Source organism: Pseudonocardia sp. ICBG601, from assembly GCF_020496245.1.
Genome location: NZ_JAHLJA010000217.1, coordinates 70,424 through 88,645 on the forward strand (window position 1 = coordinate 70,424; position 18,222 = coordinate 88,645).

General features: G+C 77.6%; 3 protein-coding genes and 1 pseudogene. 1 reads left to right on the forward strand and 3 read right to left on the reverse strand.

The genetic code is table 11. The annotated features are described in order from the left end of the window. Positions 1-103 precede the first annotated feature (103 nt). The 3 genes and pseudogenes from KPL57_RS71365 to KPL57_RS61390 all read right to left on the reverse strand — a co-directional run bounded on the left by KPL57_RS71365 (position 104) and on the right by KPL57_RS61390 (position 17,610). Positions 104-4,690 carry an SDR family NAD(P)-dependent oxidoreductase gene (locus KPL57_RS71365; protein ID WP_308253353.1) on the reverse strand — a complete coding sequence of 1,529 codons (4,587 nt, stop codon included), beginning with the start codon at positions 4,688-4,690 and terminating at the stop codon, positions 104-106. Between the two features lie 17 nt (positions 4,691-4,707). Then, positions 4,708-6,912, reverse strand: a pseudogene (locus KPL57_RS61385) (type I polyketide synthase); the annotation flags it as partial. Positions 6,913-6,936: 24 nt separating this feature from the next. Beyond that, positions 6,937-17,610 (reverse strand): type I polyketide synthase, encoded by a 10,674-nt coding sequence (locus KPL57_RS61390; protein WP_226359013.1) that lies wholly within the window; start codon positions 17,608-17,610, stop codon positions 6,937-6,939. A gap of 55 nt (positions 17,611-17,665) precedes the next feature. Here KPL57_RS61390 and KPL57_RS61395 point away from each other — a divergent pair, with 55 nt between their 5' ends. Then, positions 17,666-18,130: a hypothetical protein gene (locus KPL57_RS61395; RefSeq protein ID WP_226359014.1), complete on the forward strand. Its 465-nt coding sequence runs from the start codon at positions 17,666-17,668 to the stop codon at positions 18,128-18,130. Positions 18,131-18,222: the final 92 nt, after the last annotated feature.

The following is an 18,222-nucleotide window of genomic DNA, read 5'->3' on the forward strand; positions in this document are numbered from 1 at the left end:
CAGCCACAACGCCGACGATCACCCGCGCTGAAGCGTCGCCGCGGGGCACGGACCAGAAGAAGCAAGTCACCCTGACCTGCCGAAACACCCGTGTGACTACCGATCACTCACACCGACAGACATCCACTCGGGTGTCCATAAGTGTCAGAGATCCGTAGACGCCACGACCCGCACCGGGACGCTGCGAACCCTGACCCGAGAACACCACCGCCGTCCCACCCGGCACGACGGCGCCCCGCGCAACCTCCGACGGACCAGTCCCGTCGTGCAACAACACCGCACGCTGGTCGAACACCGCACGCGTCGTCGCCAGGGAGAACCCGACGTCCACCGGACGCACGTCGTCCAGCACCGACACCCGGGCGACCTGCCCGTCCAGGGCACCGGGGGTACGGGCCGATAGCGGCCACGCGACGACACCCGCCGGCTCGACGGCCGGGGCGGAGATGTCGGCGGGGGCGGGTGCGGCCTGCTCCAGGATCACGTGCGCGTTCGTCCCCGACACCCCGAACGACGACACCGCCGCCCGCCGGGGGCGCCCGGTCTCCGGCCACGCCCGCCCGTCGCCGACCAGCTCGACCGCGCCCGCGGTCCAGTCGACGTGCGACGACGGGGTGTCGGCGTACAGGGTCGCGGGCACGATCCCCCGGCGCATCGCCTCGATCATCTTGATCACCCCGGCGACGCCGGAGGCCGCCTGGGCGTGCCCGATGTTCGACTTCACCGAGCCGAGCAGCAGCGGGGTGTCGCGGTCCTGCCCGTAGGTGGCCAGCAGCGCCTGGGCCTCGATCGGGTCGCCCAGTGTGGTTCCGGTGCCGTGCCCGTCCACGACGTCGACCCCGTCCGGGCCCAGTCCGGCCGCGGCCAGCGCGGAGCGGATGACCCGCTGCTGGGAGGGGCCGTTGGGGGCGGTCAGCCCGTTGGACGCGCCGTCGGAGTTCACCGCGGACCCCCGCAGCACCGCGAGGACCTCGTGACCGTTGCGGCGGGCGTCGGAGAGCCGCTCCAGCACGACCATGCCGACGCCCTCGGACCAGGCCACACCGTCGGCGTCGTCGGAGAAGGACCGCGAGCGGCCGTCGGAGGACAGCCCGCGCTGGCGGGAGAACACCACGAACGGCGCCGCCGTCGACATGACGGTGACACCGCCGGCGAGCGCGAGCGACGACTCCCCCGACCGGAGGCTCTGCGCGGCGAGGTGCAGCGCCACCAGCGACGACGAGCAGGCGGTGTCGACGGTGACGGCGGGCCCCTCCAGCCCGAGGGTGTAGGCGACCCGGCCGGACGCGACGCTCGGCGAGCTCGCGGTGCCGCGGAAGCTCTCGTACTCGTCGTGCGCGATGAGGAAGCCGTAGTCGTTCGACATGAGACCGGCGAACACGCCGGTCGCGCTGCCGCGCAGCGACGACGGGTCGATCCCGGCCCGCTCGCAGGCCTCCCAGGCCACGGTGAGCAGCAGCCGCTGCTGGGCGTCGGTCGCCAACGCCTCCCGCGGGCTCATCCCGAAGAAGTCGGCGTCGAAGTCCCCGGCCCCGTCGAGGAACCCGCCGCGCACCACGTGGGTGGTGCCCGGCCGGTCCGGGTCCGGGTCGTAGAGGCCCTCGACGTCCCAGCCGCGGTCGGTGGGGAACTCCGAGGTGGCGTCGACGGCGCCGTCGACGAGGTCCCACAGGTCCTGCGGGGAGGCGACACCGCCGGGGTAGCGGCACGCCATCCCGACCACGACGACCGGGTCGTCGTCGGCGGCGGTCGCGCGCGTGGCGACCGGCCCGCCGGTGTCCGAGCCGAACAGCTCGCCGTCGAGGAACGCGGCCGCGGCGACGGCGCTCGGGTGGTCGAACACCAGAGTCGTGGGCAGCCGCAGCCCGGTCTCGGCGGAGAGCCGGTTCCGCAGCTCGACGGCGGTGAGGGAGTCCACGCCGAGCTCGGAGAACGAGCGGTGCGGGTCGACGGCGTCGGCGCCGGCGTGACCGAGGACGGCGGCGACCTCGGCGCGCACGATCTGGAGCAGCTCCGCCCGCCGCTCCTCCTCGGTGCGCCCGGCCAGCGCCCGCAGCGCGCCCGGTGTGGCGTCGCCGCCGGCGAGCACGCGGCGGGCCCGGGAACGGGTGCGGACCAGACCGCGCAGCAGCGGCGGCACCTCGCCGCGGTCGGCGACCGCGGGCAGGTCCAGACGCATCGGCAGCACGACCGGGTCGGCGCCGGCCGCGCCGGGCACGGCGGCGTCGAACAGGGCCAGGCCCTGCGCCGCGGACAGCGGCGGGAACCCGGAACGGACGATGCGGGCCAGGTCCGCCTCGGTGAGGTCGGCGGTCATCCCCGCACCGGACTCCCACGCCCCCCAGGCGAGCGACACGGCGGGGAGGCCGAGGTCGCGGCGCAGCCGGACCAGGGCGTCGACGAACGCGTTGCCCGCCGCGTAGGACGCCTGGCCGGGCGCACCGAACGTCGCCGAGGCCGAGGAGTACACGACGAAGTGCTCGAGGTCGCCGGTCAGCTCGTGCAGGTGCCAGGCGGCGTCGGCCTTCGGGCCCAGGACGGTCGCGAGCCGGTCGGCGTCGAGGGACGCGACGACACCGTCGTCGAGGACGGCGGCGGTGTGCACCACCGACCGGACCGGGTGTGCGGCGAGGACGGCGGCGAGCGCGTCGCGGTCGGCGACGTCGCAGGCCACGACGTCGACGTGGGCGCCAGCCGCGGTCAGCTCGTCGACCAGCTCGGGGGCGCCGGGGGCGTCGGTGCCGCGGCGGGACACCAGCAGCAGCCTGCGGACCCCGTGCCGCTCGACCAGGTGGCGGGCCAGCAGCCCGCCCAGCCCGCCGGTGCCGCCGGTCACCAGGACGGTGCCGTCGGGGTCCCAGCCGCCGTCGACGGACCGCGCGGTGGCGCGGGTGAGCCGGGCACCGAGCACGGCGCCCTCGCTCAGCAGCAGCCGGGGCTCGTCGGTGCCGACCGCGGCGAGCGCGGTGAGCAGGGCGTCCCGGCCGGTGACGCCGCCGGTGGGGTCGAGGTCGACCAGACCGATCCGGTCCGGGTGCTCCGTGCGGGCGGAGGCGACGAGGCCGTGCACGGCGGCCGCGACCGGATCGGTGCCGCGGGCGCCGCCCCGGGTGAGGACGACGAGCCGGGACTCCGCGGCCGCCGGTGTCCCCAGCCAGGCACGGACCGTGTCGAGCACCGCGGCGGTCCACTGCCGGGTGGCGGCGACCGGGTCGGGGCCCGCCGCGGGGACCGGCAGCAGGACGACGGGGGGCACCGGGCCGTCGTCGAGCGCGGCCCGGTCCAGCACCGGCAGGTCCCAGCCGGCCTGATCGGGCTCGCCGAGCAGCGCGACGTCGGTGTCCGGGACCGGTGTGCCGGGCAGCGGCAGGGTCGTCCAGTCGACCCGGAACAGCGCGTCCGGGGTGACCGCGGCGGACAGCTCGCCGCCGACCGGGCGCACGACGAGCCGGTCCGCGGTGAGCACGGGGGCACCGGTGGTGTCGGTGACGGTGACGACGAGGCCGTCCCCGCCACGGTGCAGGCGGACCCGGACGGCGGTCGCGCCGGTCGCGGCGAGGGTGACGCCCTCCCAGGAGAACGGCAGCCCGCCATGGCTGATCCGCCCGAGGTCGGCCAGCCCGGCGGCGTGCAGACAGGCGTCGAGCAGACCGGGGTGGATGCCGAACGCGGCCGGGCCGGGTGTGGCGTCGGACAGCTCCACCTCGGCGACGACGTCCTCGCCGTCGGCCCAGGCCGCGACCAGCCCGCGGTAGGTGGGGCCGTAGACGAAGCCGCCCTCGGCGTAGCGGTCGTAGGCGCCGTCCACGTCGAGCGGCCGGGCCCCGGCCGGAGGCCACTCGGTGCCGGTGCCGGTGCCGATGTCAGGGCCGGTGCCGGTGGCGGGTCGGGCACCGGTGGTCGGGACGGCGGCGAGGACGCCCGCGGCGTGCCGGGTCCAGTCGACCTCCGCGGCGTCGTCGTGCACGACGGGGCGGGAGTGGATGCCGACGGCGCGGCGGCCGTCGGCGTCCGGGGCCTCGACGGCGACCTGCAGCTGCACGGCGCCGCCGTCGGCGGGCAGGGTCAGCGGGGCGGCCAGCGTCAGCTCCTCGACACGGTCGCAGCCGACCTCCTCGCCGGCACGCAGCGCCAGCTCCAGGAACGCGGTGCCCGACAGCAGGGTGTGGCCCTGCACGACGTGGTCGGCGAGCCACGGGTGCGAGCCGGTGCCCAGCCGGGCGGTGAACAGGTAGCCGTAGGACCCGGCGAGCTCGACCCCGGCGCCGAGCAGCGGGTGCCCGACGCGGCCGAGGCCGGCGGTGCGGACGTCGCCGCCGTCGGCGCCGACCGGCGGCCAGTAGCGCTGGTGGCGGAACGGGTAGGTGGGCAGCGGGATCCGCCGTCCGCCGGTGCCCTCGAGCACCGCGCCCCAGTCGAGGTCCACACCGGCGACGTGCAGCCGGGCGAGCGCGGTGATCGCGGTCTGCTCCTCGTCGCGGCCGGACCGCAGCAGCGGGGTGACGACGGCGTCGTCGCCGACCAGCTCGTCGAGCATCGCGGACAGCACGCCGTCCGGACCGAGCTCCACGAACGCGGTGGTGCCCTGGTCGACGAGGGTGGCGACGTGGTCGGCGAAGCGGACGGTGTCGCGGACGTGGGAGACCCAGAACTCGGGGTCGGTGACGTCGCCGCTCGCGACGACCGGCACCGACGGGGGTGGAAGGTCAGGCCCTGCACCACGCCGCGGAACTCGTCGAGCATCGGTTCCATGAGCACCGAGTGGAAGGCGTGCGACACGCCGAGCCGCTTGTGCCGGAACCCGGCGGCCACCGCCAGGACCTCGGCCTCGACACCGGAGAGCACCACTGAGGACGGCCCGTTCACCGCCGCCAGCGACACCCCGGCCGTCAGCAGCGGCGCGACGTCGGCCTCGGAGGCCTGCACCGCCACCATCGCGCCACCGGCCGGGAGCGCCTGCATCAGCCGGGCGCGGGCCGCCACCAGCGTGGCCGCGTCCTCCAGCGACAGCACCCCGGCGACGTGCGCGGCGGCGATCTCGCCGACGGAGTGGCCGGCCAGCCGGTCCGGTCGGATCCCCCACGACTCGAGCAGCCGGTACTGGGCGACCTGCAGCGCGAACAGGGCGGGCTGGGCGTAGCCGGTGGCATCGAGCAGCCCCTGGTCGCGGGGCAGCACGGTGCCCAGCTGGGCCAGGACGGCGTCGTGGACGCGGGCGAACACCGCGAACCGGGCGGCGAGCTCGTCGCCCATCCCGAGGCGCTGGGTGCCCTGCCCGGAGAACAGCACCGCGGTCTCCCGCTCGGCGGCGACGCCCCGGGCGAGCTCACGGGGGCCGTCCGGGCCGGGGGTCAGCACGACGCGGTGCTCGAACGCGGTACGGGTGGTGCCCAGCGACAGCGCGACGTCGGCGGGGGCGGCCTCGCGCAGCACCGGTGCCAGCCGCTCCAGCTGCGCCTCGAGCGCCTCGGGGCTGCGGGCGGACACCGGCCAGGGCAGGGTCGACGGGGTCGGGTCCGGGCACGACGACGGCCCGGCGCTCGCCCCCTCCTCGACGACGGGTGCCTGCTCCAGCACGACGTGGGCGTTGGTGCCGGACACGCCGAAGGCCGAGACCCCGGCGCGGCGGGGTCGCCCGGTCCGCGGCCACGGGGTCCGCTCGCGGAGCAGGGACACCGCGCCGCGGGACCACTCGACGTTCGGGGTCGGCTCGTCGAGGTGCAGTGTGCGCGGCAGCACCCCGTGCCGCAGCGCCATCACGGTCTTGATCACCCCGGCGACGCCGGCGGCGCCCTGCGGGTGCCCGATGTTGGACTTGATCGACCCGAGCAGCAGCGGCGTCTCCCGGTCGCGCCCGTAGGTCTCGATGACCGCCTGGGCCTCGATCGGGTCGCCCAGCCGGGTACCGGTCCCGTGCGCCTCCACCGCGTCCACCTCGGACGGGGCGAGCCCCGCCGCGGCCAGCGCCGCCCGGATCACCCGCTGCTGCGACGGCCCGTTCGGAGCGGTCAGCCCGTTCGAGGCCCCGTCGGAGTTCACCGCGCTCCCCCGCACCACGGCGAGGACCTCGTGGCCGTGCCGGCGGGCGTCGGAGAGCCGCTCCAGCACGAGCATGCCGACTCCCTCGGACCAGCCGGTGCCGTCGGCGGCGGCGTCGAAGGAGCGGCACCGGCCGCTCGGGGCGAGCCCGCCCTGGGCGGTGAACGCGGAGAACGCGGTCGGGGTGGTCATGACCCCGACACCACCGGCGAGCGCCCGGTCGCACTCCCCCGACCGCAGCGCCTGCACGGCGAGGTGCAGCGCCACCAGCGACGATGAGCACGCGGTGTCGACGGTGACCGAGGGGCCCTCCAGGCCGGCGGTGTAGGACACCCGGCCGGACAGCACGCTGGCCGCGGTGGCGGTGGTGGCGTGCACGTCGGTGTCCAGACCGGAGCGGGCCAGCAGGCTCGCGTAGTCCTGCCCGGTGGTCCCGACGAACACCCCGGTGCGGCTGCCGCGCAGCGACGCGACGTCGATCCCGGCCCGCTCCAGTGCCTCCCAGGACGTCTCCAGGACCAGCCGCTGCTGCGGGTCCATGGTGACGGCCTCACGCGGTGAGATCCCGAAGAACGCGGCGTCGAACCCGGCGACGTCGTCGAGGAAGCCGCCCTCGGCGGTCACGCTCGCCAGCTCCGCCGGGTCCCAGCCGCGGTCGGTCGGGAACGGTCCGATCGCGTCCCGGCCGCTGTCGACCAGCTCCCACAGCTCCTCCGGGGACGTGACCCCACCCGGGTAGCGGCAGCCGATGCCGACGATCGCGACCGGCTCCACGGAGGCCTCGACGAGCTGCGCGTTCTGCCTGCGCAGCCGCTCGTTCTCCTTCAGGGAGGACCGGAGCGCCTCGACATACTGCTTCGCGGGGTCAGTCATCACGCGTCCTTCGTTCGCCGGGTCCTACGCGGTGCCGTCGGTCGCCAGCCGGAGCAGGCTCTCGGCGTCCATGTCGTCGATCGAGGTGCCGTCGGCGTCGCCGCCGTCGGCCGGGGTGCCGGCGTGCCGGCCGGCGTTGCCGTCGTTGCCGTTGCCGTTGCCGCCAGGGCCGCCGTCGCGGCCGAGCGCCAGCACCATGTCCAGCAGCCCGGCGCGGCGCAGCCGTCCCACCGGGACCGCGGCGAGCGCGGCCCGGATCTCGGCGTCCGGGTCGGCCGGGTCGGCCGGGGCGGCGCCGGACGGGCCGTCGGTGCCCGCGGTGCCGACGCCGGCGGCGACGAGCTCGTCCCACAGGTGCCGGGCCAGCGCCGAGGGGGTCGGGTGGTCGAACACCAGTGCGGCGGGCAGTCCGAGCCCGGTGACCGCGCGGAGCCGGTTGCGCAGCTCCACGGCGGTGACCGAGTCGAAGCCGACGTCGCGGAACGCGGTCCCGGCCGGCAGCGCGGACGGGCCGTCGAGTCCGAGCACCGCGACGGCGGTGCGCCGCACGACGTCGAGGACCTCGCGGACCGCGGCGGTCTCCGGGAGCGCGGACAGTCGGGCACGCAGCTCCGCGCCGTCCTCGCCCGCCTGCTCCTCGCCGGTCCCGTCGTCCGGGGCGAGTGCCGCGCGGGCACCCGGGTGCTGGTCGAGCAGCGGGCTCGGCCGGGCCGCGGTGAAGGCCGGGGTGAACCGCTCCCAGTCGGTGCGGGTCACGGTCAGGCCGCTGCGCCCGGTGGCCAGCGCCCGCTCCAGGACGCCGATCGCCCGGTCCGGGTCCATCTCCAGCACGCCCAGCCGCAGGACGCGGGCGAGCGCGTCCGGGTCGGTGGCCATGCCGACCTCGCCCCACGTCCCCCAGGCCAGCGACGTCGCGGGGCGTCCCTCGGCGCGGCGGCGGGCCGCGAGGCCGTCGAGCCAGGCGTTCGCCGCCGCGTACCCGGCCTGCCCTGCGCTGCCCCACGACGCGGCACCGGAGGAGAACACGACGAACGCGTCCAGCTCGGCGTCGGCGGTGAGCCGGTCGAGGACGGCCCCGCCGGCGACCTTCGCGTGCAGCGCCGCGGCCAGCCCCTGCGCCGAGGCGGAGCCGACCGGTTCGTCGATCGCGGCGACCCCCGCGGCGTGCACGACCGTCCGCAGCGGCCGGTCCTCCGGCAGCGCGGCGAGGACGGCGGCGAGCCCGTCGGCGTCGGCGACGTCGCAGGCGACCACCGACACGGTGGCGCCGGCCTGCTCCAACTCGGCGGTCAGCTCGGCGGCGCCGGGGGCGTCCGGCCCTCGACGACCGGTCAGGACCAGGTGCTGGGCGCCGAGGTCGACCAGGCGGCGTGCGACGCGGCCACCGATGCCCCCGGTACCGCCGGTGACGAGTGCGGTGCCGGAGGTGCGCCACTCGGGCACCGGCCCGGTCGCGGCCTCGTCGGGCACCAGGCGGCGTCCGACGGTGCCGGTGGCCCGGACCGCCACCTGGTCCTCGGAGGCACCGATCACGGCGCGCGTCCGGTCGAGGACCGAGCGGTGCAGCTCCGCCGGGTCCGCGGGCAGGTCGACCAGCCCGCCCCAGCGGTGCGGCTGTTCCAGGGCGGCGACGCGGCCCCAGCCCCACAGCGCGGCCTGCTCGGGGAGCACGGCCGGGTCGTCGTCGCCGGTGCGGACCGCGGCGCGGGTGAGCACCCACAGCGGTGCGGTGATCCCGGCGTCGTCGAGCGCTCCGAGCAGCCGGTCCGCGGCGAGCAGGGTCTGCGTCGCGTCGTCCCCGGCCGGGGCGGGCAGGACGACCGCGTCGAATCCGCCGTCGGCGTGCGCCGCGAGCGCCGCGGTCCTGCCGTCGGTGCCGCCGCAGGTGCTGTCGTCGGTGGCGTCGTCGGTGCCGATGACGACCGCGTCGTCGCCGAGCCCGGCCAGGACGGTGTCGGTCCACGGGTCGTCGCCACCCGGGTGCACCACGAGCAGTCGCTGCGCGGCCGGTGCGGCCGGGGTGCCGAGCGGGGCCCAAGCCTCGCGGTGGCACCAGTCCGCGACCTCGGCCTCGGCGCGCCGGGCGGCCCGCCAGGAGGCCAGGGCCGGGCCGACGGTGCCGGCGACCTCGGGGTCGAGGCCGAGCTCCCCGGCCAGGTCGCCGCCGTCGACGAGCTCCCACAGGGCGGAGTCGACCGGGTCGGCCGCAGCCGGGCCGTCGGCCACCGGGCGCGGCCAGTAGCGCCGGCGGTCGAAGGCGTAGGTCGGCAGCGGGATCCGGCTGCCACCGGTGCGCAGCGCGGACCAGTCCACCTCCACACCCCCGGTCCAGGCCGCGGCGACCGCGGCGAGCATCTGGCCGGCGCCGCCCTGGTCGCGGCGCAGCGTGCCGGTGGCGAGCAGGCCCTCCAGCCCGGCGTCCTCGGCGGTCTGCTCGACCACCGCGGGCAGCGCCGGGTGCGCCGACGGCTCGACGAACGCGGTGTGTCCGGCGGCGAGCAGCGCGCGGGTGGCCCGCTCGAACTCCACCGGCTCGCGCATGTTGCGGTACCAGTAGTCCGCGTCCAGGCCCGCGGTGTCGAACAGCTCACCGGTCACCGTGGAGTAGAACGGGATCTCCGAGGTGCGCGGTGCGAGCGGTGCCAGTGCCTCGGCGACCGCGTCGCGCATCGGCTCCACGTGGACGCAGTGCGAGGCGAACGTGGCGGGCAGGCGGCGGCAGCGCACGCCGTCGGCCGACAGCTCGGCCAGGAGCGCGTCGAGCGGCTCGTTGAGCCCGGCGACCGCGCAGGACCCCGGCGAGTTCACCGCGGCCACGGCCAGCCCGTCACGTCCGGCGATCCGCTCGCGCAGCGCCTCGTGGTGCAGCGCGACCGAGGCCATCGCCCCGGTGCCGAACACCGTCTCGGCGGCGATCCGGCTGCGCCGCGCGATGATCCGGGCGCCGTCGCGGTGGCTGAGGCCGCCCGCGACGACCGCGGCCGCGACCTCGCCCTGGGAGTGGCCGACGACGGCGTCCGGGGTGACGCCGAGCGAGCGCCACACCGCGGCGAGGGAGACGTTCGTCGCCCACAACGCGGGCTGGACCACGTCGACCCGGTCCAGGGAGGCCGCGTCGTCGTCGCCGCGCAGCACCGCGTGCAGCGACCAGTCGACGAACCCGTCGAGCGCCTCGGCGCAGCGGTCCACCGACGCCGCGAACACCGGGGAGGACGCGAGCAGCTCACGGCCCATCCCGTGCCACTGCGAGCCCTGCCCCGCGAACACGAACACGGTCTTCCCGGCAGGTCCCGCGGTGCCGGTGACCAGCGCCGGTGCCGAGCCCCCGGAGGCCAGGGCGGACACCCCGGCGTGCAGGGTCGCGGCGTCGGTGCCGAGCACGACCGCGCGCTGCTCGAACGTCGAGCGGGTGGTGCGCAGCGAGTGCGCGACGTCGTGCGGGTCGAGCCCGCCCACGACCCCGGCGAGCCGTTCGGCCTGCCCGCGCAGCGCCCCGGTGGAGCGGGCGGAGAGCAGCCAGGGCAGCGGCCCGGTGAGCGGCGGCGGGTCGAGGGGGCCACCGGTGGGGTCGGTGCCGGTGAGGTCGGTGGGCTCGGTACCGGCCGGCTCCGGCTCGGGGGCCTGCTCCAGCACCACGTGGGCGTTGGTGCCGCTGAGCCCGAACGACGACACACCCGCGCGGCGGGCACGCCCGGTCTCGGGCCAGGCGAGGTTCTCCCGGACCAGCTCGACCGCGCCGCGGCCCCACTCGACGCGGGCGCTGGGCTCGCTGACGTGCAGGGTGGCCGGCAGCATCCCGTGCTGCAGGGCGAGCACGGTCTTGATGACACCGGCGACGCCGGCCGCGGCCTGGGTGTGGCCCAGGTTGGACTTCACCGAGCCGAGCAGCAGCGGGTGCGTCCGCCGGGCGGCGCCGTAGGTGTCGAGCAGCGCGTCGGCCTCGATCGGGTCGCCGAGGCGGGTCCCGGTTCCGTGCGCCTCCACGGCGTCGACGTCGGCGGTCGTGAGGCCGGCCGCGGCGAGCGCGGCCCGGATGACCCGCTGCTGCGACGGCCCGTTCGGGGCGGTGAGTCCGTTGGACGCTCCGTCCTGGTTGACCGCGGAGCCGCGGATCACGGCGAGGACGTCGTGGCCGTGCCGGCGGGCGTCGGAGAGCCGTTCCACGACCACCAGGCCGACGCCCTCGCCCCAGCCGGTGCCGTCGGCGTCGTCGGAGAAGGCCTTGCAGCGCCCGTCCGCGGCGAGCGCGCCCTGGGTGCTGAGCATCTCGAACGACCGCGGCGTCGCCATGATCGTGGCGCCACCGGCGAGGGCGAGGTCGCACTCGCCGTCGTGCAGCGCACGGACGGCCAGGTGCAGGCCGACCAGCGACGCCGAGCAGGCGGTGTCGACGGTCATCGCGGGGCCCTCGAACCCGTAGGTGTAGGACAGCCGCCCGGAGATCACGCTGGCGGCCAGGCCGGTGAGGACGTGGCTCTCGGTGTCCTGACCCGCCTCCAGCAGCAGGCCCGCGTAGTCCTGGCCGTTGGTCCCGACGAACACCCCGGCCCGGCTGCCGCGCAGCGAGCCCGGGGTGATCCCGGACCGCTCCAGGGCCTCCCAGGAGGTCTCCAGCAGCAGCCGCTGCTGCGGGTCCATCACGGTCGCCTCGCGCGGCGACACCCCGAAGAAGGCGGGGTCGAACCCACCGGGGTCGCGCAGGAAAGCGGCGTTGCCGGTCACGCTGCGCTCGGCGAGACGGGTGAGGTCCCAGTCGCGGTCGGCCGGGAACGGGGTGACGCCGTCACGGCCCTCGACCAGCATCGCCCACAGCTCCTCCGGGCTGCTGACGCCGCCGGCGAACCGGCAGGCCATGCCGACGATCGCGATCGGCTCGTCGGCCGCGGGGCGGGTCCGTGCCGCGGCGGCCGCGCCGTCGGCGGCGTCCGGTGCGGTGTCGGTCCGTTCGCCCAGCCGGTCGAGCAGGTGGGCGGCCAGTGCCCGGGGGGTCGGGTGGTCGAACACGACACCGGCGGCCAGGACCAGCCCGGTCGCGGTGCCGAGCTGGTTGCGCAGCTCGACCGCGGTGAGCGAGTCGAAGCCGAGGTCGCGGAAGGCCCGGTCGGGGCGGACGGCGGCGGGACCGTGGTGCCCGAGCACGGCGGCGACCTGCTCCCGGACCAGGTCCTCCAGCAGTGTGGTGCGCCCGGCCGGGTCGAGCTCGCGCAGCCGGGCACCGAGGGTGCCCGCGGCACCGGTGGTCCGCTCGGCGAGCGCGGCGTCGAGGATGCGGCGTCCCTCGGGGAGCTCGCCGAGCACCGGCGTCGGCCGGGTCCCGATCAGGGCGCGCAGCAGGCCGGGCTCCCCCAGCCGCCCGACCAGTGCGGTGGCGTCGGGACCGGTGGCGAGCCGCCGCAGCGCGGTGAGCGCGGGGCCGGCGGCCATCGCCGCGGCGCCCTCGCCGAGCCCGACCCCGGCCGCCATGCCGGTGCCCGCCCAGGCGCCCCACGCGATGGAGACGGCGGGCAGCCCGAGGGCACGTCGGCGTCGGGCGACGCCGTCGAGGACCGCGTTGGCGGCGGCGTAGTTGCCCTGTCCGGGGTTGCCGACCGCGGCGGCCAGCGAGGAGAACAGCACGAACGCGTCGAGGTCCAGGTCGCGGGTCAGCTCGTCGAGCACCAGCGCGGAGGTCGCCTTCGCGTCCAGCACGGTGTCGAAGCGTTCGGGGTCCAGGCCCTCGAGCATCCCGTCGTCGAGAACGCCTGCGGCGTGCACGACGCCGGTCAGCGGCGGGCCGGCCGCGATGCCGGTGAGCAGCGCGGCGACCGCGTCGCGGTCGGCCACGTCGCAGGCGACGACGTCGACCTCCACCCCGGTGGCGGTGAGCTCGGCCCGCAGCGCGGCGGCGCCGGGGGCGTCGGGGCCGCGGCGGCCCGCCAGCACGATCCGGGTCGCGCCGCGGGCGGCGAGGTCCCGGGCGACGGCGGCGCCGAGGGCGCCGGTGCCGCCGGTCACCAGCACGGTGCCGCGGGGCTCCCACCCGGTGCCGGGTGCGGCCGCGCCGGGGTCGGCGACCAGGCGGCGCGCGTACGCGGTGCCCGCGCGCAGCGCGACCTGGTCCTCGCCGCCGGGGGCGGCGCCGAGCAGGGCCCGCAGGAGCCCGCCGGTGGTCTCGTCGGGCGGACCGTCGAGGTCGACCAGACCGCCCCAGCGCTGCGGCAGCTCCAGTGCCGCGACCCGGCCGAGGCCCCACACCCCGGCCTGGCCGGGGTCGGTGCCGTCGAGGTGCCCGCCGGACGGGACCGGGTCGGTGGTGGCGACACCGTCGCGGGTCAGCACCCACAGCGGGGCGGCGATCGCGGTGTCGCCGAGTGCCTGGACCAGCGCGGCCGTGGCGTGCACCGCGGCGAACGGGGCACCGTCGCGGCCCTCGCCGAGCGCGAGCAGGGACACCACGGTCCCCGGGTCGGTGCCGGCGGCGGTGCGGGCGGCGGCGAGGTCGGCGGCCAGCGCCGCGCGGCGGGTGTCCGCCGCGGTCACGGTGAGGGTGTCCGGACCGAGCGCGGCCAGCACCGCGTCGAGCGTCGCCGGGTCGGCCGGGACGGCCGGGAGGACGGCCAGCACCCCGGGCGGGGGTGCGGCCGGGTCGAGCGCGAGCGGGCGCCAGACCTCGCGGTGGCGCAGCGCGTCGGCCGCGCTGCCGGCGCGGCGGCGTTCCCGCCAGCCGGTCAGTGCCGGCAGCAGCCCGGCGACGGACTCCGGTGCGGCGCCCAGCTCGTCGGCGAGGGCATCGGGCTCGCCGCGCTCGACGAGCGCCCAGAACGCGTCGTCCTCGGTCGCGCGGCCGGCCGCGGGCACGGTCGCCGGCCAGAACCGGCGGCGCTGGAACGGGTAGGTGGGCAGCTCGGCGTGCCCGGCGCCGGTGCCCGCGTAGTAGGCGGCCCAGTCGACGTCGACGCCGCGGACGTGCAGCCGCGCGAGGGTCTCGACCAGCGCGGTCTCCTCGTCCCGGTCGGGACGCATCGCGGGGACGGCCAGCAGGTCCTCGCCCGCGGCGCGGGTGGCGGCGGCGCACAGCCCGCCGTCCGGGCCCAGCTCCAGCACGGTGTCGACGCCGTCGGCGAGCAGGGTGTCCAGGGCGTCGGCGAAGCGCACCGCGTCGCGGGCGTGCCCGACCCAGTGCCCGGCGTCGGCGAGCTCGCCCGGCCCGACCGGCGCACCGGTGCGGGTGGACACCATCGGCAGCTCCGGCGCGCCGGCGGTGAGGCCGGCGGCGGCCGCGCGCAGCTCGTCGAGGATCGGATCCATCATCGGCGAGTGAAAGGCATGGCTGACCGGCAAACGCCTAGTCCTGACACCCTCGGCCGCCAGGGCGTCGGCGAGCCCGGTCACGCCGGCGACCGTCCCGGACACGACGACCGCGTCCGGGCCGTTCACCGCGGCGATCGCGACGCCGGCGGGCAGCCGGTCGCGCACCTGCGCCTCACCGGCGGCGACGGCGACCATGGCGCCGTCCCCGGCGGGCAGGGACCGCATGAGCCGGGCGCGGGCGGCGACGAGGCCGCAGACCTCGTCCAACGACAGGGCGCCGCAGACGTGCGCGGCGGCGAGCTCGCCGACCGAGTGCCCGGCGACGACGTCGGGCCGCACCCCGAGGGACTCCAGCAGGCGGAACAGGCCGACGGAGAGCGCGAGCAGCGCGGGCTGGGAGCGGCCGGTGTCGGCGAGCGCCTCGGCGTCGTCGCCCCAGACCGCGTCGTGCAGTGGCTCGCCGAGCAGCTCCGAGATCCGGGCCAGCACGGCGTCGAAGGCGTCGGCGAAGACCGGGAAGCGGCGGTGCAGCTCGCGGCCCATGCCGGGGCGCTGGCCGCCCTGACCGGAGAACAGCACGGCCAGCCGGGCCGGGGCGGCGACCCCGCGGGCGAGGACCCGCGGGGCTCCGTCGCCGGCGAGCAGGACCGCGCGGTGCTCGTGCACGGCCCGGCCGCGGGCGAGCGCGGCGCCGACGTCGAGCGGGTCGGGGGCGGTGTCGGGGGCAGAGCCGTGGGCGGTGTCCGTGGCGGGCGCGGCGAGCGCGGTGACGGCGGCGGTCGCCGCGTCCAGCGCGGCGTCGCCGCGGGCGGACACCGGCCACGGCAGCACACCGGGGCGGGGCACCACCGGGGCGGGCGCCGGCTCCGGGTCGGGGGCCTGCTCCAGGACGAGGTGGGCGTTGGTCCCGCTGACGCCGAAGGAGGACACCCCGGCCCGGCGCGGGTGACCGGTGCGCGGCCACGCGACCGGTTCGGTGAGCAGCGCGACCGCGCCGGCGCCCCAGTCGACGTCGGAGCTGGGCGTCGCGGCGTGCAGGGTGCGCGGCAGCACCCCGTGCCGCATCGCCATCACGGTCTTGATCACCCCGGCGACACCGGCCGCGGCCTGCGGGTGCCCGATGTTGGACTTGACCGAGCCGAGCAGCAGCGGGGTCTCCCGGTCCTGCCCGTAGGTCGCGAGCAGCGCCTGCGCCTCGATCGGGTCGCCGAGCCGGGTTCCGGTGCCGTGCGCCTCGACGGCGTCGACGTCGGATGGCCGCAGACCGGCCGCGGCGAGCGCGGCGCGGATCACCCGCTGCTGCGACGGCCCGTTGGGGGCGGTCAGCCCGTTGGAGGCGCCGTCGGAGTTCACCGCGGACCCGCGGAGGACGGCGAGGACGCGGTGGCCGTGGCGACGCGCGTCGGAGAGCCGTTCGAGGACGATGACACCCACGCCCTCGGACCAGCCGGTGCCGTCGGCGTCGTCGGAGAAGGCCTTGCAGCGTCCGTCGGGGGCGAGCCCGCCCTGGGCGGTGAACGCGGCGAACGCGCCCGGGGTGGACATCACCGACACGCCGCCGGTCAGTGCGAGGTCGCACTCGCCGGAGCGCAGCGACCCCGCGGCCAGGTGCATCGCGACCAGGGACGCCGAGCAGGCGGTGTCGACCGCCATGGAGGGTCCCTCCAGGCCCGCGGTGTAGGACACCCGGCCGGCCAGGACGCTGGACACCGTCGAGGTGAGCGCGTAGCCGTCGGCGTGCTCGCCCGCGTTGACCCGCAGGTCGGAGTAGTCCTGGCCGTTGGTGCCGAGGAAGACCCCGGTACGGCTGCCGCGCAGCGAGTCCGGGGCGATCCCGGCCCGCTCGCAGGCCTCCCAGCTGGTCTCCAGCACGAGGCGCTGCTGCGGGTCCATCGACTCGGCCTCGCGCGGGGAGATCCCGAAGAACTCGGCGTCGAAGTCGGCGAGGTCGTGCAGGAATCCGCCGTGCCGGGTCGCGCTGGTGAGCGTGGCGAGGTCCCAGCCGCGGTCGGTGGGGAACCCGGAGACGGCGTCGACGCCGCCGTCGACGAGCCGCCACAGGTCCTCCGGGCTGCGGACGCCGCCGGGGTAGCGGCAGGCCATGCCGACGATCACCACCGGGTCGTCGCCGGTGGTGGGCGCCGGGACGGACGGGACCGGGTCGTCCCCCGCGGCGGCGCCGCCCAGCAGGGAGTCGAGCAGGTGCCCGGCCAGCGCCCGCGGAGTGGGGTGGTCGAACGCGAGCGTCGCGGCGAGGGTGAGGCCGGTGCGGCCGCGGAGCCGGTCGCGCAGGTCCACCGCGCGGACCGAGTCGAACCCGAGGTCGCGGAACGGGCGGTCGGCGGGCACCTCGTCGGTGTGGTCGTGACCGAGGACCCGCCCGGCCTCCTCGCGGACCAGGTCGAGCACGGTCCGGGTGCGCTCGGCGGTGGGCAGCGCGGCCAGCCGGCCGGCGAGGCCGTCCGGTGCCGGGTCGTCGTGGCCGGGTGCGTCGCCCGCGGTGAGCGCAGCGACGGCCTCGGGGATCGCGTCGAGCAGCGGGCTGCGTCGGGCCGCGGAGAACGCGGGCGCGAACCGGGACCAGTCGGTGTCGGTGAGGGTGACGGCGGCCGCGGTGCCGGTGAGCGGACGGACCCCGAGCCGGAGCAGGGTCTCCCGGGCGGCCGGCTCGGTGGTCGGCCAGTCGCCCCGGGTCACCGCTGTGGCGGGGAGCCCGGCCGCGCGCCGGTCGTGGGCGAGCGCGTCGAACAGCGGCGCCGGGCGCGGGTCACCGTCCCACGGCGGGGCGGCCGGTGCGTGCAGGACGAACGCGTCGAGGTCGTGGCCGCGGGTGAGGGTGTCGAGGTGCCGGGCGGCCGCGACGGCGGCGTAGGGGTCGGTGTCGGCGGTGTGCACCCCCGGGGCATGGACGACGCACCGCAGGTCGGTGACGGTGTCCAGCAGCGCGGCGACACCGTCCCGGTCGGCCGGGTCGGTGCCGGTCGCGGTGACCCGGTCGTCGCCGGCGAGTGCCTGCGGGACGGCACCGGTGAGGAGCAGTCGCCCGGCGCCGCGGTCGAGCAGCGCGGTGAGCAGCTCCGTGTCGGGGTCGCCGGTGACCAGGGCGGTGCCCGAGGTCCGCCAGCGGCCCGCCCGGGCCGGGTCGGCGGGGTCGCGGACCAGCCTGCGGCCGAACGCCCCGGCGGCGCGCAGCGCCACCTGGTCCTCGGTGCCGCCGAGGACGGCGGCCAGCCGGGCGGCAGCGCGGTCGTCGAGCCGGGACGGCAGGTCGACCAGGCCACCGGCGCGGGCGGGGCCCGCGAGGTCGGCGAGGCCGGCCCGGGTCCACAGGCCCGCGCGGGCGGGGTCGGTGGCCCGCTCCCCCGGTGCGGCGACGACGGCGCCCCGGGTCAGGCACCACAGCGGCACGGCGACGCCGGCGGCGTCCAGTGCGGCGGCGAGCGCGGCGATCTCCGCGCGCCCGGTGGGCGGGGTCGGCGGGGTTCACGGGGTCGGCGGGTTCGGTGAGGACGGCGACGACACCGGCGGTGGCGCGGGCCTGCTCGGCGAACGCGGCCGGGTCGCGCAGCGCGTCGGTGAGGTCGGCGAGCGCGGTCGCCGGTCCGAGGGCGTCGCGCACCGCGGCGGCGGTGCCGTCGTCTCCGCCGGACGTGCCCAGGACGAGCCGGGACCCCGTCACGGGGGCACCGAGGGTGAGCGGCAGCCAGCGTTCCCGGTACCGGAGCGCGTCGGTGCCGGCGCGGGCGGCGCGTCGGTCCCGCCAGCCGGCGAGTGCGGGGAGCAGGGCGTCGGCGCCGGGAACACCCAGCTCCTCGGCGAGCGCACCGGAGTCGAGCAGCGCGAACAGCTCGGACTCGGCCCCGTCCCCGGTGCCGCGGGCCGACGGGGTCGCGGGCCGGGCCAGAAGCGGCGGCGGCGGAACGCGTAGGTCGGCAGCGGGACCGGGCGGCCGCCGGGCAGCGACGGCGTCAGGTCGACCGCACACCGCGCACGAGCAGTGTGGCCAGCGAGGTGAGGAGC